The organism is Mycolicibacterium psychrotolerans (genome assembly GCF_010729305.1).
In the GTDB taxonomy this organism is placed as follows: Bacteria; Actinomycetota; Actinomycetes; order Mycobacteriales; family Mycobacteriaceae; genus Mycobacterium; species Mycobacterium psychrotolerans.
This window is the reverse complement of sequence record NZ_AP022574.1, coordinates 4150050-4170389: the sequence shown is the minus strand read 5'-3', so window position 1 is coordinate 4170389 and position 20340 is coordinate 4150050. Positions and strand designations below refer to the sequence as shown.

16 protein-coding genes are annotated in these 20340 nt (G+C 69.6%); 11 read left to right on the top strand and 5 right to left on the bottom strand.

Going from position 1 to position 20340, the window contains the following annotated elements; all coding sequences use genetic code 11:
* Positions 1–4: 4 nt before the first annotated feature.
* Genes G6N45_RS20235 through G6N45_RS20225 form a run of 3 tightly spaced genes read right to left on the bottom strand, consistent with a single transcriptional unit; the run spans position 5 to position 3625 of the window.
* Positions 5–1330 carry an extracellular solute-binding protein gene (locus tag G6N45_RS20235; RefSeq protein ID WP_163724013.1) on the bottom strand — a complete coding sequence of 442 codons (1326 nt, stop codon included), beginning with the start codon at positions 1328–1330 and terminating at the stop codon, positions 5–7.
* Between the two features lie 16 nt (positions 1331–1346).
* Positions 1347–2828: an FGGY-family carbohydrate kinase gene (locus G6N45_RS20230; RefSeq protein ID WP_163724011.1), complete on the bottom strand. Its 1482-nt coding sequence runs from the start codon at positions 2826–2828 to the stop codon at positions 1347–1349.
* Entirely contained in the window at positions 2825–3625 is an 801-nt protein-coding gene (locus G6N45_RS20225) for a DeoR/GlpR family DNA-binding transcription regulator (protein WP_082597653.1), read from the bottom strand. Before G6N45_RS20225 ends, G6N45_RS20230 begins: the two co-directional genes overlap by 4 nt.
* Positions 3626–3799: 174 nt before the next feature.
* Between G6N45_RS20225 and G6N45_RS20220 the strand changes: the two genes are divergently transcribed.
* The 5 genes from G6N45_RS20220 to G6N45_RS20200 are packed head-to-tail and all read left to right on the top strand — an operon-like array spanning position 3800 to position 12730.
* Positions 3800–4729 (top strand): DUF389 domain-containing protein, encoded by a 930-nt coding sequence (locus G6N45_RS20220; protein ID WP_163724009.1) that lies wholly within the window; start codon positions 3800–3802, stop codon positions 4727–4729.
* Positions 4730–4772: 43 nt separating this feature from the next.
* On the top strand, positions 4773–8087 hold the full coding sequence (locus G6N45_RS20215; protein WP_163724008.1) for a transglutaminase family protein: 3315 nt from the start codon (positions 4773–4775) through the stop codon (positions 8085–8087).
* Entirely contained in the window at positions 8087–10726 is a 2640-nt protein-coding gene (locus tag G6N45_RS20210) for a circularly permuted type 2 ATP-grasp protein (RefSeq protein ID WP_163724006.1), read from the top strand. Before G6N45_RS20215 ends, G6N45_RS20210 begins: the two co-directional genes overlap by 1 nt.
* A gap of 23 nt (positions 10727–10749) precedes the next feature.
* Positions 10750–11652 carry a transglutaminase family protein gene (locus G6N45_RS20205; protein WP_163728776.1) on the top strand — a complete coding sequence of 301 codons (903 nt, stop codon included), beginning with the start codon at positions 10750–10752 and terminating at the stop codon, positions 11650–11652.
* The gene (locus G6N45_RS20200; RefSeq protein ID WP_057147148.1) at positions 11645–12730 is read left to right on the top strand and encodes a zinc-binding metallopeptidase family protein; all 1086 of its coding nucleotides are present in this window, start codon (positions 11645–11647) and stop codon (positions 12728–12730) included. The genes G6N45_RS20205 and G6N45_RS20200 overlap by 8 nt, the downstream gene beginning before the upstream one ends.
* Here the strand turns inward: G6N45_RS20200 and G6N45_RS20195 are convergent.
* Positions 12660–13505 carry an SDR family NAD(P)-dependent oxidoreductase gene (locus G6N45_RS20195; protein ID WP_163724003.1) on the bottom strand — a complete coding sequence of 282 codons (846 nt, stop codon included), beginning with the start codon at positions 13503–13505 and terminating at the stop codon, positions 12660–12662. The genes G6N45_RS20200 and G6N45_RS20195 overlap by 71 nt on opposite strands.
* Positions 13506–13598: 93 nt before the next feature.
* Between G6N45_RS20195 and G6N45_RS20190 the strand changes: the two genes are divergently transcribed.
* The 4 genes from G6N45_RS20190 (at position 13599) to G6N45_RS20175 (ending at position 16665) form a co-directional block, all read left to right on the top strand.
* Positions 13599–14432 carry a DUF3097 domain-containing protein gene (locus tag G6N45_RS20190; RefSeq protein WP_163724002.1) on the top strand — a complete coding sequence of 278 codons (834 nt, stop codon included), beginning with the start codon at positions 13599–13601 and terminating at the stop codon, positions 14430–14432.
* Positions 14433–14441: 9 nt separating this feature from the next.
* The gene (locus G6N45_RS20185; RefSeq protein ID WP_163724000.1) at positions 14442–15770 is read left to right on the top strand and encodes a replication-associated recombination protein A; all 1329 of its coding nucleotides are present in this window, start codon (positions 14442–14444) and stop codon (positions 15768–15770) included.
* A 119-nt stretch (positions 15771–15889) separates the two neighbouring features.
* Positions 15890–16195, top strand: coding sequence for an ArsR/SmtB family transcription factor (locus G6N45_RS20180; protein ID WP_057147660.1), 306 nt, complete (start codon positions 15890–15892; stop codon positions 16193–16195).
* Positions 16192–16665, top strand: a complete 474-nt coding sequence (locus G6N45_RS20175; RefSeq protein ID WP_163723998.1) for an SRPBCC family protein — start codon at positions 16192–16194, stop codon at positions 16663–16665. The genes G6N45_RS20180 and G6N45_RS20175 overlap by 4 nt, the downstream gene beginning before the upstream one ends.
* Before the next feature lie 72 nt (positions 16666–16737).
* Here the strand turns inward: G6N45_RS20175 and G6N45_RS20170 are convergent, their stop codons facing one another.
* Positions 16738–17052 carry a GlsB/YeaQ/YmgE family stress response membrane protein gene (locus G6N45_RS20170; protein WP_057147144.1) on the bottom strand — a complete coding sequence of 105 codons (315 nt, stop codon included), beginning with the start codon at positions 17050–17052 and terminating at the stop codon, positions 16738–16740.
* A 97-nt stretch (positions 17053–17149) separates the two neighbouring features.
* On the opposite strand from G6N45_RS20170, the gene G6N45_RS20165 reads away from it, so the two are divergent.
* Positions 17150–17551 carry a secondary thiamine-phosphate synthase enzyme YjbQ gene (locus G6N45_RS20165; protein ID WP_163723996.1) on the top strand — a complete coding sequence of 134 codons (402 nt, stop codon included), beginning with the start codon at positions 17150–17152 and terminating at the stop codon, positions 17549–17551.
* An 88-nt stretch (positions 17552–17639) separates the two neighbouring features.
* Entirely contained in the window at positions 17640–20336 is a 2697-nt protein-coding gene (alaS, locus tag G6N45_RS20160) for an alanine--tRNA ligase (protein ID WP_163723994.1), read from the top strand.
* Positions 20337–20340: the final 4 nt, after the last annotated feature.

The following is a 20340-nucleotide window of genomic DNA, read 5'->3' as shown; positions in this document are numbered from 1 at the left end:
GCGGCTAGCCCTGGATCTTCTCGGCTTCCGCCTGTGCGGCGGCGAGCGCGTCGTCGACGCTCTTGGTGCCGGCCACCGCTTCGTTGAGTTCGGTGCCGACGGCCTGGATCATCTCCTCGCCGCTGGGGCCCTGGCTCAGCGGAGCCGAGTTGGCCAGTAGCTGCTCGACCGTCTTGTAGTACTCGGCGCCGAACTTCCCTTGCAGCACGGCCGGATCCTGCAGCGTGCTCTTGCGGATGGCTGCGCCGCCCTTCTCGACGCGGGCGACGTCGTTGGGCTTTGCGGTGATCCACGAGGCGAACGCCCAGGCGGCGTCGGAGGTCGCGGAGTTGGCCGGGATCGCCCAGCTCCACGAACCCAGGACCTGCTTGCCGCCGGGGATGGGAGCGAGCTTGATCTTGCCTGCGGCAGGACCGGATCCGGGCTCGTTGAGCGCGGGCAGCTGCCAGTTGTAGTTGATCATCGATGCCGACTGGTTGGCCGACACGGAGCGCTGCGCCTCGTCCATGCTCCAGTTCAGGCTGTTGGCCGGCGCGGCGGTGCGGTAGGTGTCGATGTAGGCCTCCAGCGCCCGCTTGGCCTCCGGGGTGTTCAGCGTGACCTTGCCGTCGGCGTCGTAGATCGACCCGCCTGCGGCGAAGAGCCAGTTGCCCCACTCCTCGAAGATCTTGTAGCCGCGCTGGGGCTGCATCGCGATGCCGGCGCGCTCGAGGGTCTTGAGGGCCTTGCTGGTGGCGACCAGTTCGTCGAGCGTGGTGGGCACCTTCTGGTTGGCGGCGGTCAGATCGTCGGTGTTGTACAGGTATCCGAGCGCGTAGTTGTAGAACGGCACGCCGTAGCGCACCCCGTCGACGGTGGTGATGTCGGTCAGGGGTTTGAAGAAGTCAGCGGCGTCGTAGTCCGGCGTGCTGTCGATGCGCGCGTCGAGCGGCTGCAGGAACTTCGCGTTGGCGAAGTCGACCATCCACGGGTTGTCGACGACGATCAGGTCGTAGTTCGGTGACGACGACTGGAACGAGGACACCAGCTTGTCGCGCATCTGGTCGTAGGTCAGCGATTCGATGCTGACCTCGACGTCGGGGTAACTCTTGTTGAAGTCGGCCACCATCGACTTGACGATGTCGGTGTCGGGCACGTTCTCCATCAGGATGCGCACCGTGCCCGAGGTGTCCTTGGAGACCTCGCCGGTGCCGGTGGCCTGGGTCTGTTCGGGTCCACCGCTGCCGGCACAGCCCGACAGCACCATCGCGATGACGGCCACCAATGCCAGGACGACGGAGTGGGCGATCCTGCCACTCCGCCGGGGGGTGGGAATTTGGCTGAATCTCATTGCTGCACTGTTCCTTTCATCGGGTGTTGCGGGCGATGGCGTGGGATATGGGGGTCATCGCGGCGCCGAGGTCGAGCCACGTCGCGTACGCCGAGTCGTACGCCGCGCGTCGCGCGGGATCGGGGGCGTAGGGCTCGTCGAGGGTGATGAAGCGCGCCGCGTCCGAGAAGTCGTCGAGGGCGCCGACACCGACCGCGGCGATCACCGCCGCGCCGAGCGAAGCCCCCGGGTGTCCCCGTACCGGGCGCATCTCCATGCCGAGCACGTCGGCGTGGATCTGTTTCCACAGAGTCGATGTCGATCCGCCGTTGGTGATCATCACCCGGCGCAGCGGGATCCCGATGTCGGCGAACACGTCGACGTGGTGGCGGAATCCGAATGCGATGGCCTCGAGCACCGCCCGGTACATGTCGGCCCGGGTGTGGCCGAGATGCATTCCGGCGAACACGCCGCGCAGGTCGGGGTCGTGCAACGGGCTCTTCTCACCGAGGAAGTAGGGCAGACAGAGGATTTCGGCGGGGGGCCGGGCCGCCGCCTCCTCGTCGAGGTCGGTCAGCGCCGCGCCGCCGACGAGTGCCTGGAACCAGCGGATCAGGCTCCCGCTGGTGGCCATGCAGCCGTTGGGCAGCCAATGGCCGGGCACCGGATGCGCGTCGAGGTAGAGCCGCGCGTCGACGACCGGGACATCGCTGGCGACCAGGATGTCGCCTGCGCCACCGAGTTTGACCAGTGCGTCGCCGGGACCGTTCACCCCGGCGGCGAACGCCGAGAGCACGTGGTCGGCGCCGCCGACCACCAGCGCGGTGCCCGCCGGCAGGCCGGTGGCTTCGGCGGCGGCGCGGCTCAGTTCGCCGACCTGGGTGCCCGGACGGCGGACCGGCGGCAGCGTCGCGGGGTCGAGTGCGGCGGCGCGCAGGACGGCGTCGGCGGTCTGGCCGCAGATGCCGAACAGGCCTGACTCCAGTGCCCAGTTCTGTTCGACGTGCACCGGGGCGCCCAGTGCGCAGAGCACCCAGTCGTAGGAGCCGAGCCAGTGCGCCGTGCCGGCGTAGACGTCGGGTTCGTTTTTCCGCAGCCACACGGTGGTCGGTGCCACCGACTGCTGGGTCAGAGCCGAACCGGTCAGCTGCACCAGGTCGGTGTCGGTCAGCGCCGCGGCGAGCTCGGTGACCTCGCGGTGCGCGCGGGCGTCGTTCTGGAGGATGGCGCGGCGCAGCGGTCGTCCCGTCCCGTCGACGGGGATGACGGCAGGCACCATGCCCGAGGTCGCCACCGCACCCACCTGCTCGGGCGGCGTGCCGCCGGCGGCGAGCACCTCGCGGATCGACTCGATCACGTTGCGGTACCACTGGTCGGTGTCGGCCTCGGCGAAGCCGGGGGCGGAGGAGTGCAGTGCCGTCTCGCGCGTCGCGGTCGCGACGATCCCGGTGTCGACGTCCATCAGCACGGTCTTGGTGCCCGTGGTGCCGATGTCGATGCCGACGGTGTACCGGGTCATCGGGCCCTCGCCACCTCGACCGGTGAATCGCCCTGTGCGGCAACGCAGACGACCTCGACGCCGGCGTTGCGCGCGGCCGTCAGCGTGGGATGGTCGGGTGCGCCGTCGCTGACGATGACCTGGATCTCGGCCAGCGCCGCGATGCTGACGAAGGTCACGCGGCCGAGCTTGGATTTGTCGGCGGCGACGATCACCCGGTCGGCGCGGCGGCTGGCGGCACGCTTCACCCGGCTCTCGGCCTGGTGGTAGTCGGAGATGCCGCGTTCGCCGTCGATGCCCGCAACGCCCATGACATAGGTGTCGCAGTTGAAATTGGCCAGGGTGTCCTCGGCGCCCGGCCCGATCAGGCTCAGCTCGCCGGAGCGCAGTTCCCCGCCGGTCAGCACGACGGTGGTGTCGGGCTCGTCGACCAGTGCCAGCGCGGCCAGCACACTAGGCGTCACAACGGTCAAACCCAGCCCGCGACCCTTGAGCGAGTTCGCCACGGCCAGTGCGGTGCTGCCCGAGTCGAGTATCAGCGTCTCGTTGACGCCGATGAGGTCGGCGACGACATCGGCGATGTGGATCTTCTCCTGGGCGGCGTCGGCCATCCGGGTGGCGAAGGCCGGCTCGGTGTCCTTGCCCTGCAGGGCGATCGCCCCGCCGACGACGCGGCGGACCACACCGAGCGCCTCGAGGGCTTCGACATCCCGCCGGATCGTCATCTCGGACACGTCGAACTCGGCGGCCAGCTGTGCGTAGTTGATCTCGCGCGCGGCCCGGGCCCGGTGTTCGATGCGATCGCGACGCGTCCTCACATCCACGACGGTCGACACTCCTTCTGTTGAAAATTCACAGACATGTCTCCTGATCGTGCGGCTTCGGCCTGCCGCCGCTCGCCGTGGTGTGAATCTATAACAGGTTGGTGTGGAGTGCCCACATTTCCCGGCCGATTGTTCTCATTGGGTTCCGGACACGGTTAACTGGCGCCGGTGCTGGAGTTGCGCGTCATCGTGCCGGGGGACATGCGAGACGACGTCCTCGACGTGCTCCGTCGCGAGGTCGGGGTGGCCCACATCGTGCTCCATGCCGGAGCGGCCGTGGACCCGCCCGGCGACGAGATCTCGGCGATCATCGCCCGCGAATGCGCCAACGACGTCATCAAGAAGCTGAAGGCCATCGATGCCCAGCATCGCGGCGCGATCCTGCTGACCGTGCTGGACACGGTGCTGTCCACCCGGGCGCATGCAGCCGAGGACGACGCGGAAGGTGACCCCGCCGACGCGGTGGTGTGGGACGAACTGATCGCCCGCACGCGTGAGGAGTCGACCCTGTCGGTGACCTTCCTGCTGTTCCTCACCCTGGCGTGCCTGCTCGCCGCGATCGGCGCGGTCACCGACTCGACGGTCACCGTGGTGGGCGCCATGGTGCTCGGTCCCGAGTTCGGACCGCTGGCGGCGGTGTCGGTGGCGATCGTGCAGCGGCGCGGGGAACTCGCGCGCCGGGCCGCGATCGCGCTGCTGGCCGGGTTCCCGATCGCGATGGGCATCACGGCCGGGCTGACGCTGGCCGCGCACGCCGTGGGCTGGGTGGACCTCGACTTCGTCCGCAACGTCAAAGACGTCGACTTCATCTTCCAGGTGGGGCCGATCTCGTTCGTCGTGGCGCTGCTGGCCGGTGCCGCCGGCATGCTGTCGCTGGTGTCGGCGAAGTCGGCGGCGCTGGTCGGGGTCTTCATCTCGGTGACGACGGTGCCCGCTGCCGGCTTCACCGCCGTCGCGGGCGTGCTCGGCGACTGGGGCGTGGCGGCCCGTTCCGCAACCCAGCTTGCGGTGAATCTCGTCGGCATCGTCGTCGCGGGCGTCCTGGTGCTGGTGCTGCGCCCACGCGGCAACGTCATACCGCGGCGCGCACAGACCTGACGCGATCTGCACCGCGGCACCCGTTGTGGTGGGATCAAGCGCTATGGGTATCAAGGTGGCCCTGGAGCACCGCACCAGCTATGCGTTCGACCGCCTCGTCGAGGTGTTCCCGCATGTCGTGCGCCTGCGGCCAGCTCCCCACTCGCGCACACCGATCGAGGCCTATTCGCTGAAGGTCGAGCCCGACGACCACTTCGTCAACTGGCAGCAGGACGCGTTCGGCAACTTCCTGGCCCGGCTGGTGTTCCCCACCCGCACCCGCAGCCTGACGATCACCGTCGGGCTGATCGCCGACCTCAAGGTGATCAACCCGTTCGACTTCTTCATCGAGGACTACGCCGAGCACGTGGGCTTCGCCTACCCGAGGGCGCTGGCCGAGGATCTCAAGCCGTATCTGCGGCCGGTCGACGAGGACGGCGACGGTGCAGGCCCCGGGGATCTCACCGAAGCCTGGGTGAAGAACTTCTCGGTGGCGACCGGCACCCGCACGATCGACTTCCTGGTGGCGCTCAACCGCGCGGTCAACGCCGACGTCGGCTACAGCGTCCGGCTCGAAGCCGGCGTGCAGACACCGGACACCACGCTGCGCACCGGGATCGGCTCCTGCCGGGACTCGGCATGGCTGCTCGTGTCGATCCTGCGCCAGATGGGCCTGGCGGCCCGGTTCGTGTCCGGCTACCTGGTGCAGCTCACCTCCGATGTCGAGGCGCTCGACGGACCGTCCGGGCCGGCCGCCGATTTCACCGATCTGCACGCATGGACCGAGGTGTACATACCCGGCGCCGGCTGGATCGGGCTGGACCCGACCTCGGGTCTGTTCGCCGGTGAAGGGCACATCCCGCTGTCGGCGACGCCGCATCCCGCGTCGGCGGCCCCGATCACCGGCGCGACCGAACCCTGCGAGACCACACTGGAATTCAGCAACGTCGTCACCCGGGTGCACGAGGACCCGCGCGTCACGCTGCCGTACACCGACGCGACCTGGGCGGCCATCGACGCCCTCGGCCGCCGCGTCGACGAGCGCCTGGCCGGCGCCGACGTCCGGCTGACCGTCGGCGGCGAGCCGACGTTCGTCTCCATCGACAACCAGACCGACCCCGAATGGTTGACCGACGCCGACGGTCCGCACAAGCGGCAGCGGGCCTCGGCGCTGGCGGCGCGGCTCAAGCAGGTATGGGCGCCGCAGGGGTTGGTGCAGCGCGGCCAGGGCAAGTGGTATCCCGGAGAACCGTTGCCGCGCTGGCAGATTGCGCTGATGTGGCGCGCCGATGGGCAGCCGCTGTGGAACGACGCGGCACTGCTGGCCGATCCCTGGCCCGAACACCCGGGAACACCCGCGATCGCCCCGGACGCACCTGCGCAACTGCTCACCGCGATCGCCGACGGGCTGGCGCTGCCGCACACCCAGGTCCGGCCGGCCTACGAGGACCCGCTCAGCCGGCTGGCCGCCGCGGTACGCCGGCCTGCGGGGCACCCCGTCGCCGAGTCCGACGACCTGGCGGATGACAGCGCTGCCGCACGCGAGGCGCTGCTGAGCCGACTCGACGCGGCGGTCACCGATCCGGCCGCCTTCGTGCTGCCGCTGCACCGGCGCGACGACGACGCCGGCTGGGCCAGCGCCAACTGGACGCTGCGGCGCGGCCGGATCGTGCTGCTGGGCGGCGATTCCCCCGCCGGGCTCCGGTTGCCGCTCGATGCGATCAGCTGGGCACCGCCCCCGCCGTCCTTCGACGCCGACCCGACCCACGACCGACCCCCGCTCGAACCCGATGCCGACGAGTCCGCGGAGGTCACCGACGCCGACTCCGTGCCGATCACGGCCCTGGTCGCCGAGATCCGCGACGGACTGCTCTACGTGTTCCTGCCGCCCACCGAAGAGTTGGAGCACTTCGTCGATCTCGTGCACCGCATCGAGGCGGCGGCCGCCGCGATCGGCTGCGCGGTGGTGATCGAGGGCTACGGGCCGCCGGCCGACCCGCGGCTGCAGACGATGACGATCACGCCCGACCCCGGCGTCATCGAGGTCAACGTCGCGCCGTCGGCCAGCTTCGCCGAGCAGCGCGACCAGTTGCAGACCCTGTACGCCGAGGCGCGGCTGGCGCGGCTGTCCACCGAGTCCTTCGACGTCGACGGCACCCACGGCGGGACGGGTGGGGGCAACCACATCACCCTCGGCGGTCTCACCCCGGCCGACTCGCCGCTGCTGCGCAGGCCCGACCTCCTGGTGTCGCTGCTGACCTACTGGCAGCGGCACCCGGCGCTGTCCTACCTGTTCGCCGGGCGGTTCATCGGCACCACCTCCCAGGCGCCGCGAGTCGACGAGGGCCGCCCCGAATCGCTGTACGAGCTGGAGATCGCCTTCGCCGAGATCGCCCGGCTGTCGGCGCAGGCCGGCGGCCCCAAGGCGTGGCTGGCCGACCGTGCGCTCCGCCACCTGCTCACCGACATCACCGGCAACACCCACCGCGCCGAGTTCTGCATCGACAAGCTCTACAGCCCCGACAGCGCGCGCGGCCGGCTGGGTCTGCTCGAACTCCGCGGCTTCGAGATGCCTCCCCACCACCAGATGGCGATGGTGCAATCGCTGTTGGTGCGCTCGCTGGTGGCATGGTTCTGGGAGAAGCCGCTGCGCGCCCCGCTGATCCGTCACGGTGCCAACCTGCACGGCCGATATCTGTTGCCGCACTTCATCATCCAGGACATCGCCGAGGTCGCCGCCGATCTGCGTGCGTACGGAATCGAGTTCGACACCAGCTGGCTGGACCCGTTCACCGAGTTCCGCTTCCCCCGCATCGGTACCGCGGTGTTCGGCGGCGTGGAGATCGAATTGCGCGGCGCCATCGAGCCGTGGAACGTGCTGGGCGAGGAGTCGTCGGTGACAGGCACCGCGCGCTACGTCGACTCATCTGTGGAACGCCTGCAGGTGCGGCTCATCGGCGCCGACCGGCAGCGCTACCTGGTGACCGTCAACGGCCACCCGGTCCCACTGCTGGCCACCGACAACCCCGACATCCAGGTCGGCGGTGTGCGCTACCGGGCCTGGCAACCGCCCAGCGCGTTGCATCCCACGATCACCGTGGACGGCCCGCTGCGCATCGAGCTGATCGACACCGCGGCTGGGGTGTCCCGCGGCGGGTGCACCTACCACGTGTCCCACCCGGGCGGCCGCTCCTACGACACGCCTCCGGTGAACGCGGTCGAGGCCGAGTCCCGGCGCGGGCGGCGGTTCGAGGCCACCGGATTCACGCCTGGCGCGGTGGATCTGGCCGGGCTCAGGGAGAAGCAGGCCCGGCAATCCACCGATGTGGGCGCGCCGGGAATCCTCGATCTGCGGCGAGTGCGTACCGTGCTGTCGTAATGGCACTACCCACCGGCTTCACCAGCCAGGCCGACGTCGACAACCCGCTGGTGCCCTACGAGACCATGCAGGCCCAGCAGACGCTGTTCGACGTGCGGACCGCAGGCGGCGCCCCCGCGACCGGTTACGACGAATTCGTCGACACCGCAGGCCGGGTGCGACCGGCATGGCAGGAACTCGCCGAGTGCGTCTCGGACCGCGGACGCGACGGGCTGGACCGGCTGCGCGCCGTGGTGCGCAACCTCGTCGACAACGACGGCATCACCTACATCCAGCTCGAGGACGGCTCGGCGGTGCCCGGGCCGTGGCAACTGGACGCGCTGCCGCTCATCGTCTCGGCTCCCGACTGGGACCGGCTGGAATCCGGTCTGGTGCAACGCTCCCGGCTGCTCGACGCCGTGCTGACCGACCTGTACGGCGAGCAGCACTGCATCACCAGCGGGGTGCTGCCGCCGCAACTGCTGTTCGCCCACCCCGGTTACGTGCGCGCGGCCCGCGGTATCGAGGTGCCGGGCCGGCACCAACTGTTCCTGCACGGCTGCGACATCAGCCGAGGGGCGTCGGGCGACTTCGTCGTCAACGCCGACTGGACCCAGGCCCCGTCCGGGGCGGGATACGCGCTCGCCGACCGCCGCGTCCTCGCCCACGCCATCCCCGACCTGTACGAGCAGGTCGGGCCGCGGCCCGCGTCGCCGTGGGCCCAGGCGCTGCGGCTGGCACTCGTCGATGCGGCACCGGAATCCGCCGAGGAGCCGGTGGTGGTGGTGCTCAGCCCCGGCATCCACTCAGAGACTGCGTTCGACCAGGCGTACCTGGCCGGCGTGCTCGGCCTGCCCCTGGTCGAGAGCGCCGACCTCGTGGTGCGCGACGGCAAGGTGTGGATGCGCTCGATGGGCACGCTCAAGCGTGTCGATGTGGTGCTGCGCCGGGTCGACGCGGCCTACGCCGATCCGCTGGATCTGCGTGCGGACTCCCGCTTGGGCGTCGTCGGCCTGGTGGAGGCGCTGCGCCGCGGCGCGGTGACCGTGGTCAACACGCTGGGCAGCGGGGTGCTGGAGAGCCCGGGCGTGCTGCGCTTCCTCCCCGAGATGGCCGAGAATCTGCTCGGCGAGACGCCGCTGCTGCCCACCGCACCGCTGTACTGGGGCGGGATCGACGTCGAGCGCTCCCATCTGCTGACCCACCTGTCGTCGCTTCTCATCCGGCCCGTCACCGGCGGGGAACCGATCGTCGGTCCCGAGCTCTCGGCGGCGCGGCGTGAGGCGCTCGCCGCGCGGATTGCCGCCACCCCGTGGCAGTGGGTGGGTCAGGAGCTCCCGCAGTTCTCCTCGGCGCCCGCCGACTACCTGCCCGCGGGGCTGTCGTCGTCGAGCGTGGGCATGCGCCTGTTCACGGTGTCTCAGCGCGGCGGGTACGCGCCCATGATCGGCGGGCTTGGCTACCTGCTGGCGCCCGGAACCGCTGCCTACGATCTGAACAGCGTTGCAGCCAAGGACATCTGGGTGCGCACTCCGGCACGTGTGACGGCCGAGAAGACGACCGTGACGGCGCCGTCCGAGGACGACATGCTGCCCACCCCGATCACGGCCAGCCCGACTCGCGAAATCAGTTCTCCGCGTGTGCTGTCCGACCTCTTCTGGATCGGCCGCTATGCAGAACGCGCCGAACACACGGCGCGGCTGTTGACGGTGACCCGGGAGCGCTACCACGAATTCCGGAGCCGGCAGGCGATGGACGGCAGCGAATGCGTGCCGGTGCTGCTGACCGCCCTGGGCACCATGACCGGTACCGACACCGGTGCCGGTGATCACCACGAGATGGTCGCCACCGCTCCGACGACGCTGTGGTCGCTGACCGCCGACCGGCACCGCCCCGGATCGCTGGCCCAGTCGGTGGAGCGGCTCGGGCTGTCGGCCCGCGCCGTGCGCGACCAGATGTCCAACGACACCTGGATGGTGCTCTCCACCCTCGAGCGGACCCTGCTCCAAGCCGGCGACAGCCCACCCGACTCGCAGGCCGAGGGGGAGGCCTTCCTGTCCTCGACGAACACGCTGACGCTGGCAGGCATGCTCGCGCTGTCCGGCATGCTCGCCGAGTCGATGGTGCACGACGTGGGATGGACGATGCTCGACATCGGCAAGCGCATCGAGCGGGCCCTGGCGCTGACGGCCCTGCTGCGTGCCACGCTGACAACGGCGCGCCGTCCCGACGCCGAGCAGACCATCACCGAGTCGACGCTGGCGGTCTGCGAGTCGCTGGTGATCTACCGCAGGCGCAACCCCGGCACCGTCAGCGTCGCCGGGGTGGCCGAGCTGGTGCTCTTCGATGCCGAGAACCCGCGGTCGCTGGTGTACCAGTTGGACCGACTGCGCACGCATCTGAAATCGCTACCCGGCTCGTCGGGATCCTCCCGGCCGGAGCGGGTGGTCGACGAGATCGCGATGCGCTTGCGCCGCATGCAGCCCGCCGAACTCGGCGAGTGCACCGCCGAGGGCAGGCGCGCCGAGCTCGACGGACTGCTCGGCGCCATCCACCGCGACCTGCGTGAGCTCTCCACCGTCATCACCGCGACGCATCTGTCGCTGCCGGGCGACATGCAGCCGCTGTGGGGACCGGACGAACGACGGATGGTCCCGTGAGCGAGCGTGCGAGCGAACCGACGATGGTGATGAGTCGGCGCTACGAGATCACGCACCGCACCGTGTACCGCTACTCCGACGTGGTCACCAGTTCCTACGGCCGCGGGTTCCTCACCCCGCGCGACTCGGCCCGCCAGCGCTGCCTGTTCCACGAGCTGGTGCTCGACCCCGAGGCAGCCGACAGTTCCACCAGCCGCGACGGCTACGGCAATCTGAGCTCCTACTTCCACGTCACGCGGCCCCACCACGCTCTGACCGTCACCAGCCGCTCGATCGTCGAGGTCGACCCGCCGCCGCCCGACCTCTATCAGGTCGCCTCGGCCAGGGCGCCGTGGGAGATCGCCCGTCCCGTGGGGCCCGACGGTGCCCTGGCGTGTGAGTTCACCCTCGACCTGTCGCCCCCCGAGATCACCGATGCGGTGCGGGACTACGCCGCACCGACGTTCACTCCCGGCCGGCCGCTGATCGACGTGCTGCGCGACCTGAACGCGCGCATCCACACCGATTTCACCTACCGGTCCGGCTCGACCACGGTGTCCACCCAGGTGGGTGAGGTTTTGGCAGCCCGCGAAGGGGTATGTCAGGACTTCGCGAGGCTCGCGATCGCCTGCCTGCGCGCCAACGGTCTGGCAGCGAGTTACGTGTCGGGCTATCTGGCCACAGATCCGCCTCCGGGAAGGGAACGCATGGTGGGCATCGACGCGACGCATGCATGGGCGTCGGTGTGGACGCCGAAAGACGTGTGGCTGGGCCTGGATCCGACCAACGACCAGATGGTCGACGAGCGCTACGTGACAGTGGGTTTCGGCCGTGACTACGCCGACGTCCCGCCGCTGCGCGGCATCATCTACACCGACTCGGACAGCAGCGTCATCGACGTCTCCGTCGACGTTGCGCCCTACGAAGGAGGAGTCCTGCATGCGTGACTTCACATGCCCCAACTGCGGTCAGCGACTGGCCTTCGAGAACTCGGTGTGCCTGAATTGCGGCAGCTCCCTGGGTTTTTCGCTCGACGACATGGCCCTGCTGGTGATCGCCGCACCCGAACAGAGCGAGCACGCGGGCGCGGTCGACGAGAGCCGGTATCAGCTGTGCGCCAATCTGCATCTGGCCGAATGCAACTGGCTGGTGGAGAAGGGGCCGGTTGCGAAGCTGTGCGTGTCGTGCTCGCTCACCCGCACCCGGCCCAACGACGCCGACACCATCGCTCTGGTGGCGTTCGCGGCGGCGGAGAGGGCGAAACGCCGGCTGATCGCCGAACTGCACGAACTGAAGCTGCCCATCGTCGGCCGTGACGAGGATCCCGATTACGGGCTGGCGTTCGACCTCCTGTCCAGCCAGTTCGAGAAGGTGTTCACCGGCCACGAGAACGGCGTGATCACCCTCGATCTGGCCGAGGGCGACGACGTGCACCGCGAGCAGTTGCGGATCTCGATGGACGAGCCGTACCGGACGCTGCTCGGTCACTTCCGCCATGAGATCGGCCACTATTACCAGTACCGGCTGATCGGCACGTCCCCGGACTATCTGCAGCGCTACCACGATCTGTTCGGCGATCCCGAGGCCGACTACCAGGCGGCGCTGGATCGCCATTACAGCCAGGGTGCCCCGGCGGGCTGGGAGAACGACTACGTGTCGTCCTATGCGACCATGCACCCTGCCGAGGACTGGGCAGAGACGTTCGCGCACTACTTGCACATCCGCGACACCCTGGACACGGCCGCGGCGTTCGGCATGGCGCCGGCCGCCGCCACCCTCGAGCGAAGGGTGTTGGGGCCCAGCAGCTTCGACACGATGATCGAGATGTGGTTGCCCCTGGCGTGGTCGCTGAACATGGTGAACCGGTCGATGGGCAAGGAAGACCTGTACCCGTTCGTGCTGCCGCCCGCGGTGCTGGAGAAGATGCGTTTCATCCACACCGTCATCGACGAGATCACCTCGAACCCGGTGAAGCTCGCCGAGGTGGGTGCGCCGGTCGGCGAGCAGTCCCAGCAGATGGACTAGCCATCAGCTGTTGCATGAACCGGTGCGCGCCGAGCACCACCGCGGCGCGGTCGGGGTCGTTGCGGCGGGCGACGTCGGCCTCATTGCCGCCCGCCACGTGGACCGGCCCGTGCGGCAACCGTTCGAGGCCCTCGGCGGCCACCTCGGCAGGTTCGGCCACCCGCAGGCCGGGCACGTCGAAGTTCAGCCCGACCCGCTCCATGGCCGGCGTGCGCGTCACGCCGAGAACCAGCTCGCAGACGTCGACGCCGTGGTCGCGCAGTTCCAGCCACAGGCCCTCGGCGAAGATCCGGCCGAAGGCCTTGGCCCCGCCGTAGACCGTGTGGCGGGTCGAACCGAGGTAACCGGCCATCGAGCCCACCAGCAGGATGCCGCCGCGGCGGCGGTCCCGCATCGGCCGCGCGTAGTGCTGGACCAGGGCCATCATCGTGGTGACGTTCAGGTCGACGACGCGGCCGAAGGCATCCAGGTCGCCGTCGAGGAACTCCTCGCTGCAGGTGTTGGCGCCCGCGTTGTAGATCAACAGGCCGATCTCCAGGCCGGCCGTCGCGGCGATCACCTCGTCGGCGCCGGCGGCCAGGTCGGCGGTCACCGTGCGCACGTCGGCGCCGAGTGCGCGACAGCGTGCGGCGGTGGCCTCCAGGGGCTCCGGACGCCGGGCGACCAACACCAGGTCGACCCCCGCCGCGGCGAGAAGCGCGGCGAACTCGGCCCCGACGCCTTCCGAGCCGCCGGCGATGACGGCGCGGGGTCCGTAGTAGCTCAGGTCTCTCACCGCTCGATGGTCGCACCCGGTGCGCCTGCGCCGAGGCAACACGCGCTCGCGCGGTCAGCCGTCGTGGCGCCGCCCGTCCCTACGATCACCGGCGTGGCTGATCGCTATGGCGCCGACATCCTGTCCGGTAATCCGCACCGCAAGCCCCGCTCCACCGAATTGCCGATCGAGATCGGCATGGTCGTCGAGGACGCGCAGACCGGCTTCGTCGGCGCGGTGGTGCGCATCGAGTACGGCCGCATGCAACTCGAGGATCGGCACGGCCGTACCAAACCGTTTCCGGTGGGGCCCGGCTACCTGATCGACGGCAAGCCGGTCATCCTGACCGCCCCGAAGAAGGCGGCCCCCGCCGCGCCGACCCGTACCGCGTCCGGCTCCGTGGCGGTCGCGGGTGCGCGCGCCAAGGTGGCGCTCGCCAGCCGCATCTACGTCGAGGGCCGCCACGACGCCGAACTCGTCGAGCAGGTGTGGGGCGAGGATCTGCGCCTCGAGGGCGTGGTGGTCGAGTACCTGGGCGGTGTCGACGACCTGGCCGCGATCGTCGCCGACTTCCGGCCCGGGCCCGGCCGGCGCCTCGGCGTGCTCGTCGACCACCTGGTGGCCGGGTCGAAGGAGGCCCGCATCGCCGAGCGGGTGCGCCAGGGGCCCGGCGGGGAGCACACGCTGGTGGTGGGCCATCCGTTCATCGACATCTGGGAGGCCGTCAAACCGGCCCGCCTGGGCATCGCGGCCTGGCCGGTGGTTCCCAAGGGGCAGGACTGGAAGCACGGCGTGTGCGAGGCGCTGGGCTGGCGGCACCGCGATCAGGCCGACATCGCCGCGGCGTGGCAGAGGATCCGCGGTCGGGTGCGGGACTGGACCGACCTGGAACCCGACCTCATCGGCCGGGTCGAGGAGCTGATCGACTTCGTCACCGCCGCCGTGTAAGCAGGGAGCGTGTCCGACAGCCTGTTCGACGTTCCCGGCGAGAATGCCGCGTCCGCCGCGGCTCCCGTGGGGACGTCGGTGCCGCTGGCCGTGCGGATGCGGCCCGCCTCGCTCGAGGAGGTCGTCGGCCAGCAGCACCTGCTCACCGGGAACTCGCCGCTGCGGCGCCTCGTGGAGGGCTCCGGCGCCGCCTCGGTCATCCTCTACGGCCCGCCCGGCACCGGGAAGACGACGCTGGCTTCGCTGATCTCCCACGCCACCGGCCGCCGGTTCGAGGCGCTCTCGGCGTTGTCGGCAGGCGTGAAGGAGGTGCGCGCGGTCATCGAGGAGGCCCGCGTCGCGCTGCTGCGCCGGGGTGAGCAGACGGTGCTGTTCATCGACGAGGTGCACCGGTTCTCCAAGACCCAGCAGGACGCGCTGCTCGCGGCGGTGGAGAACCGGGTGGTGCTGCTTGTCGCGGCCACCACCGAGAACCCGTCGTTCTCCGTCGTCGCCCCCCTGCTGAGCCGCTCACTGATCCTGCAGCTGCAGCCGCTGACCCCGGCCGACATCGCCACGGTGATCCGGCGTGCCCTCGACGACGAACGAGGCCTGGCCGGAAAGGTACCCATCACCGACGAGGCGCTCGACCTGCTGGTGCAGCTGTCGGCCGGCGATGCGCGGCGCGCGCTGACAGCGCTGGAGGTCGCCGCCGAATCCGGACAGGTGACCGTCGACGTGATCGAGCAGTCGCTGGACAAGGCGGCGGTGCGCTACGACCGCGACGGCGACCAGCACTACGACGTGGTCAGCGCGTTCATCAAGTCGGTGCGCGGTTCCGACGTCGATGCCGCTCTGCACTACCTGGCGCGCATGCTCGTGGCGGGGGAGGACCCCCGATTCGTGGCGCGGCGACTGGTGATCCTCGCCAGCGAGGACATCGGGATGGCCGACCCGACCGCACTGCCGACGGCGGTCGCCGCGGCCCAGACCGTGCAGTTGATCGGCATGCCCGAGGCGCAGCTGACGCTGGCGCACGCCACCGTGCACCTGGCGACCGCGCCGAAGTCGAACGCCGTCACCACCGCACTCGGCGCGGCAATGGCCGACATCCGGGCAGGGAAGGCCGGACTGGTGCCCGCCCACCTGCGCGACGGGCACTACTCGGGAGCTCAGAAGCTGGGTAACGCCGTCGGCTACAGATACGCCCACGACGACCCGGACGGTGTTGTGGCTCAGCAGTATCCGCCCGACGAGGTCGTCGGCGTCGACTACTACCGGCCGACGACGCACGGGGCCGAACGCGAGATCGCGACCCGGGTGGACAAGCTGCGCGCCATCATCCGCCGCACACGCTGATCCCGTTCTTGACAGCGAACGCGGCCGGGCATAGCGTCTTAGTCAACCAATAGATTGATCAAAAGAGAGGTTGATTATTGGGGAGTGGGGCGGACGAAGCGACGCTGGACCGTGCCTTCATGGCGCTGGCGGATCCCATACGGCGCGCGATGGTGGCGCGGCTGTCCCGTGGCCCCGCGACGGTCAACGAACTGGCCGAGCCGTTCGCCATCACCAAACAGGCGGTGTCCAAACACATCCAGGTGCTCGAGCAGGCCGGGCTGGTGACCCGCACCCGCGACGCGCAGCGACGGCCGGTGCACCTGGACGCCGCGGCACTGGAGGCGGTGACGGCCTGGATCGACCGGTACCGCCTGGATGCCGAACGCAACTACCGCCGGCTGGACGCCCTGCTGGCCACCGAGAAGGAAGGACCGACACGATGACCAAAGCCCTGGAGCTGACGGCTCCCGTCGACACCCTGGCCATGGAGTTCACCCGGGAGTTCGACGCTCCCGTCTCCACGTTGTTCCGCGCGCACGCCGACCCGGACCTGCTCGCACGCTGGCTGGGGCCGCACGGCCTCGAGATGGACGTGACCGAGTGGAACTTTCGAGATCATGGCGGATACCGCTACGTCCACCGCACCGAGCACGGTGCTTTCGCCTTCAACGGCACGTTCCACACCGTGCGCGAGAACGAATTCATCCTCCAGACCTTCGAATTCGAAGGCGCCCCGGACATGGTCAACCTCGAGTACCTGTGGTTCGAGGCCCTCGGCGACGGCCGCTCCCGGTTGCGTGGCCGCTCGATCTGTCCGAACACCGACGCCCGGGACGCGTTGCTGTCCTCGGGAATGGAGGGCGGCATGACGGAGGGTTACGAGAAGCTCGACGCGCTGCTGGCCGCCGGCTGAAAAGGGTGCAGACGGGGGTGATCCCGACTGGTCGGGGGCCCAGCCGGGATCACCACGGACGGATTCAGCGCGTCAGCGCAGAATTCCGGATCGGCGGCCGCCCGTCAGACCGGTGCGGCCACGCCGCCGGCCCATGAGCGATGCCACCAGAGCCACGCCGAGCGCAGCTACAACGACCTGGACGAGCAGTTCCATCCAGTCGATCCCGTTTGTGGCGGTCGGAATACCGATCGCGCGGGCGATCGCGGTGCCGATGAAGGCCGACACGATGCCCACCAGAATGGTGAGCAGCATCCCGATGGGCTGCTTACCGGGCAGCACGAGGCGGCCCAGAACGCCGACCACGATGCCGATGAGAATTGCGGTGATGATGCCTGTGATGGTCATTGTTCCTCCAAGGGTTACGGCTGCGGGCGGCATACCCGAGCCCATTGGGCAATAAACGCACGCGTCAATCAGCACAGGCATCCGTAGGCTCGTCGCCATGGACAGCCAAGTACTCGACGTCGACACCGCCCGGCGGCGGATCGTCGACCTGACCGGCGACGTTCGCCAGTTCTGCGCGTCGCGGGGAGACGGACTGTGCAACGTGTTCGTCCCTCATGCCACCGCGGGGCTGGCGATCATCGAGACCGGCGCGGGATCCGACAGCGACCTGATCGACACCCTGGAGCGGCTGTTGCCCCGCGACGACCGCTACCGGCACGCGCACGGATCGCCGGGGCACGGCGCCGACCACGTGCTGCCGGGTCTGGTGGCGCCTTCGGTCACCGTGCCGGTCGGGTCCGGGGAACCCCTTCTCGGTACCTGGCAGAGCATCGTCCTGGTGGACCTGAACAGGGACAACACGCGGCGAAACGTCCGACTGAGCTTCGTGTCGGGCTGAAAGCCACGCCCGGTACTGTGGTGCGGTCGAGTATTCGCAGGTGGCGGCCGATCGGCCCCGCTGACCAGACCCGAAGGACAGCCACGACGTGCAGACACACGAGATCAGGAAGCGGTTCCTTGATCATTTCGTGAACGCGGGACACACGGAGGTGCCCAGCGCCTCGGTGATCCTCGACGACCCCAACCTGCTGTTCGTCAATGCCGGCATGGTGCAGTTCGTCCCCTACTTCCTCGGGGCCAGGAGTGCGCCGTGGAACCGCGCGGTGAGCATCCAGAAGTGCATCCGCACTCCGGACATCGACGAGGTCGGCATCACCACCCGGCACAACACCTTCTTCCAGATGGCCGGCAACTTCAGCTTCGGCGACTACTTCAAGAAGGGCGCCATCGAGTTCGCCTGGTCGCTGCTGACCAACCCGGCCGATCGGGGCGGATACGGCTTTGATCCCGAAAAGCTCTGGGCCACCGTCTATCTCGACGATGACGAGGCCATCGGCTACTGGCAGGAGGTGGCCGGGCTCCCGCTCGAGCGCATCCAGCGCCGCGGGATGGCCGACAACTACTGGTCGATGGGCATCCCGGGGCCGTGCGGACCGTCCTCGGAGATCTACTACGACCGCGGGCCCGAGTACGGCATCGAGGGCGGACCGGAAGCCAACGAGGACCGCTACATCGAGATCTGGAATCTCGTGTTCATGCAGAACGAGCGCGGCGAGGGCACCTCGAAGGACGACTTCGAGATCCTCGGACCGCTGCCGCGCAAGAACATCGACACCGGCATGGGCATCGAGCGGGTGGCCTGCCTGCTGCAGGGCGTCGACAACGTCTACGAGACCGATCTGCTGCGCCCCGCGATCGAGTTGATGGCCGCCAGGGCGCCGCGGGGATACGGGCAGGGCAATCACCCCGACGACGTCCGTTACCGCATCATCGCCGACCACAGCCGCACCGCGGCGATCATCATCGGCGACGGCGTCAGCCCCGGCAACGAGGGCCGCGGTTATGTGCTGCGCAGGCTGCTGCGCCGCATCATCCGCGCGGCCAAGCTGCTCGGCATCGACGATCCGTTCATGGCCGACCTGATGGCCACAGTGCGCGACGCGATGGGGCCGTCGTACCCCGAGTTGGTCACCGACTACAACCGGATCGCGCGCATCGCGATCGCCGAGGAGGCCGCGTTCAACCGCACGCTGGCCTCGGGTTCGCGGCTGTTCGACGAGGCGGCCCGCGCCACCAAGGCTTCCGGCGCCTCCCGGCTGTCGGGCTCGGATGCGTTCACGCTGCACGACACCTACGGCTTCCCGCTCGAGCTGACCCTGGAGATGGCCGCAGAGGCCGACCTGGGTGTCGACGAGGAGGGCTTCCGCGCCCTGATGACCGAGCAGCGACAGCGGGCCAAGGCTGACGCCGCCGCGCGCAAACAGGCCCACACCGACTTGAGCGCATACCGCGAGCTGGTCGACGCCGGCCCCACCGAGTTCACCGGATTCGAGGAATTGACCTCCGAGGCAACCATTCTCGGGATCTTCGTCGACGGTAAGCGGGTGCCGGTGGTGTCCCACACCGGCCGCGACGGCACACAGGAGCGGGTCGAGCTGATCTTGGACCGCAGCCCCTTCTATGCCGAGTCGGGCGGGCAGATCGCCGACGAGGGCGACATCAGGGGTACCGGCGCGTCGGAGACGGCCAAGGCCGCTGTCACCGACGTGCAGAAGATCGCGAAAACGCTGTGGGCACATCGGATCAACGTGGAGTCCGGCGAGTTCGTCGAGGGTGACACCGTGGTCGCCGCCGTCGACCCGCGGTGGCGCCACGGTGCGACGCAGGGGCACTCCGGCACCCACATGGTGCACGCGGCGCTGCGACAGGTGCTGGGCCCCAACGCTGTTCAGGCCGGATCGCTCAACCGCCCCGGCTATCTGCGGTTCGACTTCAACTGGCAGGGCGCGCTCACCGAGGATCAGCGCTCGCAGATAGAAGAGGTCACCAACGAGGCGGTGGAGGCCGACTTCGAGGTGCACAGCTTCATCACAGACCTGGAGCGCGCCAAGTCGATGGGCGCGATGGCGCTGTTCGGCGAGGCCTATCCGGAGGAGGTGCGCGTCGTCGAGATCGGCGGGCCCTTCTCCCTCGAGCTCTGCGGCGGCACGCACGTCGGCCGTTCCGCGCAGATCGGTCCGGTCACCATCCTCGGCGAGTCGTCGGTGGGGTCGGGCGTGCGCCGCGTCGAGGCGTACGTCGGGCTGGACTCGTTCCGCCACCTCGCCAAGGAGCGCGCCCTGATGGCGGGCCTGGCTTCGTCGTTGAAGGTGCCCTCGGAGGAGGTGCCCGCCCGCGTCGCGACGTTGGTGGAGCGGTTGCGTGCCGCCGAGAAGGAACTCGACAGGCTGCGCCTTGCCGGTGCGCGCGCCGCCGCCGTCAATGCCGCGGCCGGAGCGGAACAGGTCGGTAAGGTCCGGCTCGTGGCGCAACGGATGGCCGGCGGGATCTCGGCGGGCGACCTGCGGTCACTGGTCGGCGACATCCGCGGAAAGCTCGGCAGCGAGCCCGCCGTCGTGGCACTGATCGCCGAGGCCGAGGACGACGCGGTGCCCTACGTGGTGGCCGTCAATCCGGCCGCGCAGGACCTCGGGGTGCGCGCCAACGACCTGGTGAAGGTGGTGGGGGCCGCGGTGAACGGTCGCGGCGGCGGCAAGGCGGACCTCGCGCAGGGGTCGGGCCAGGGCGCGGCGAACATCGACGCGGCGCTGGCAGCGGTGCGCGCGGAGATCGGCCGGAGCTGACCAG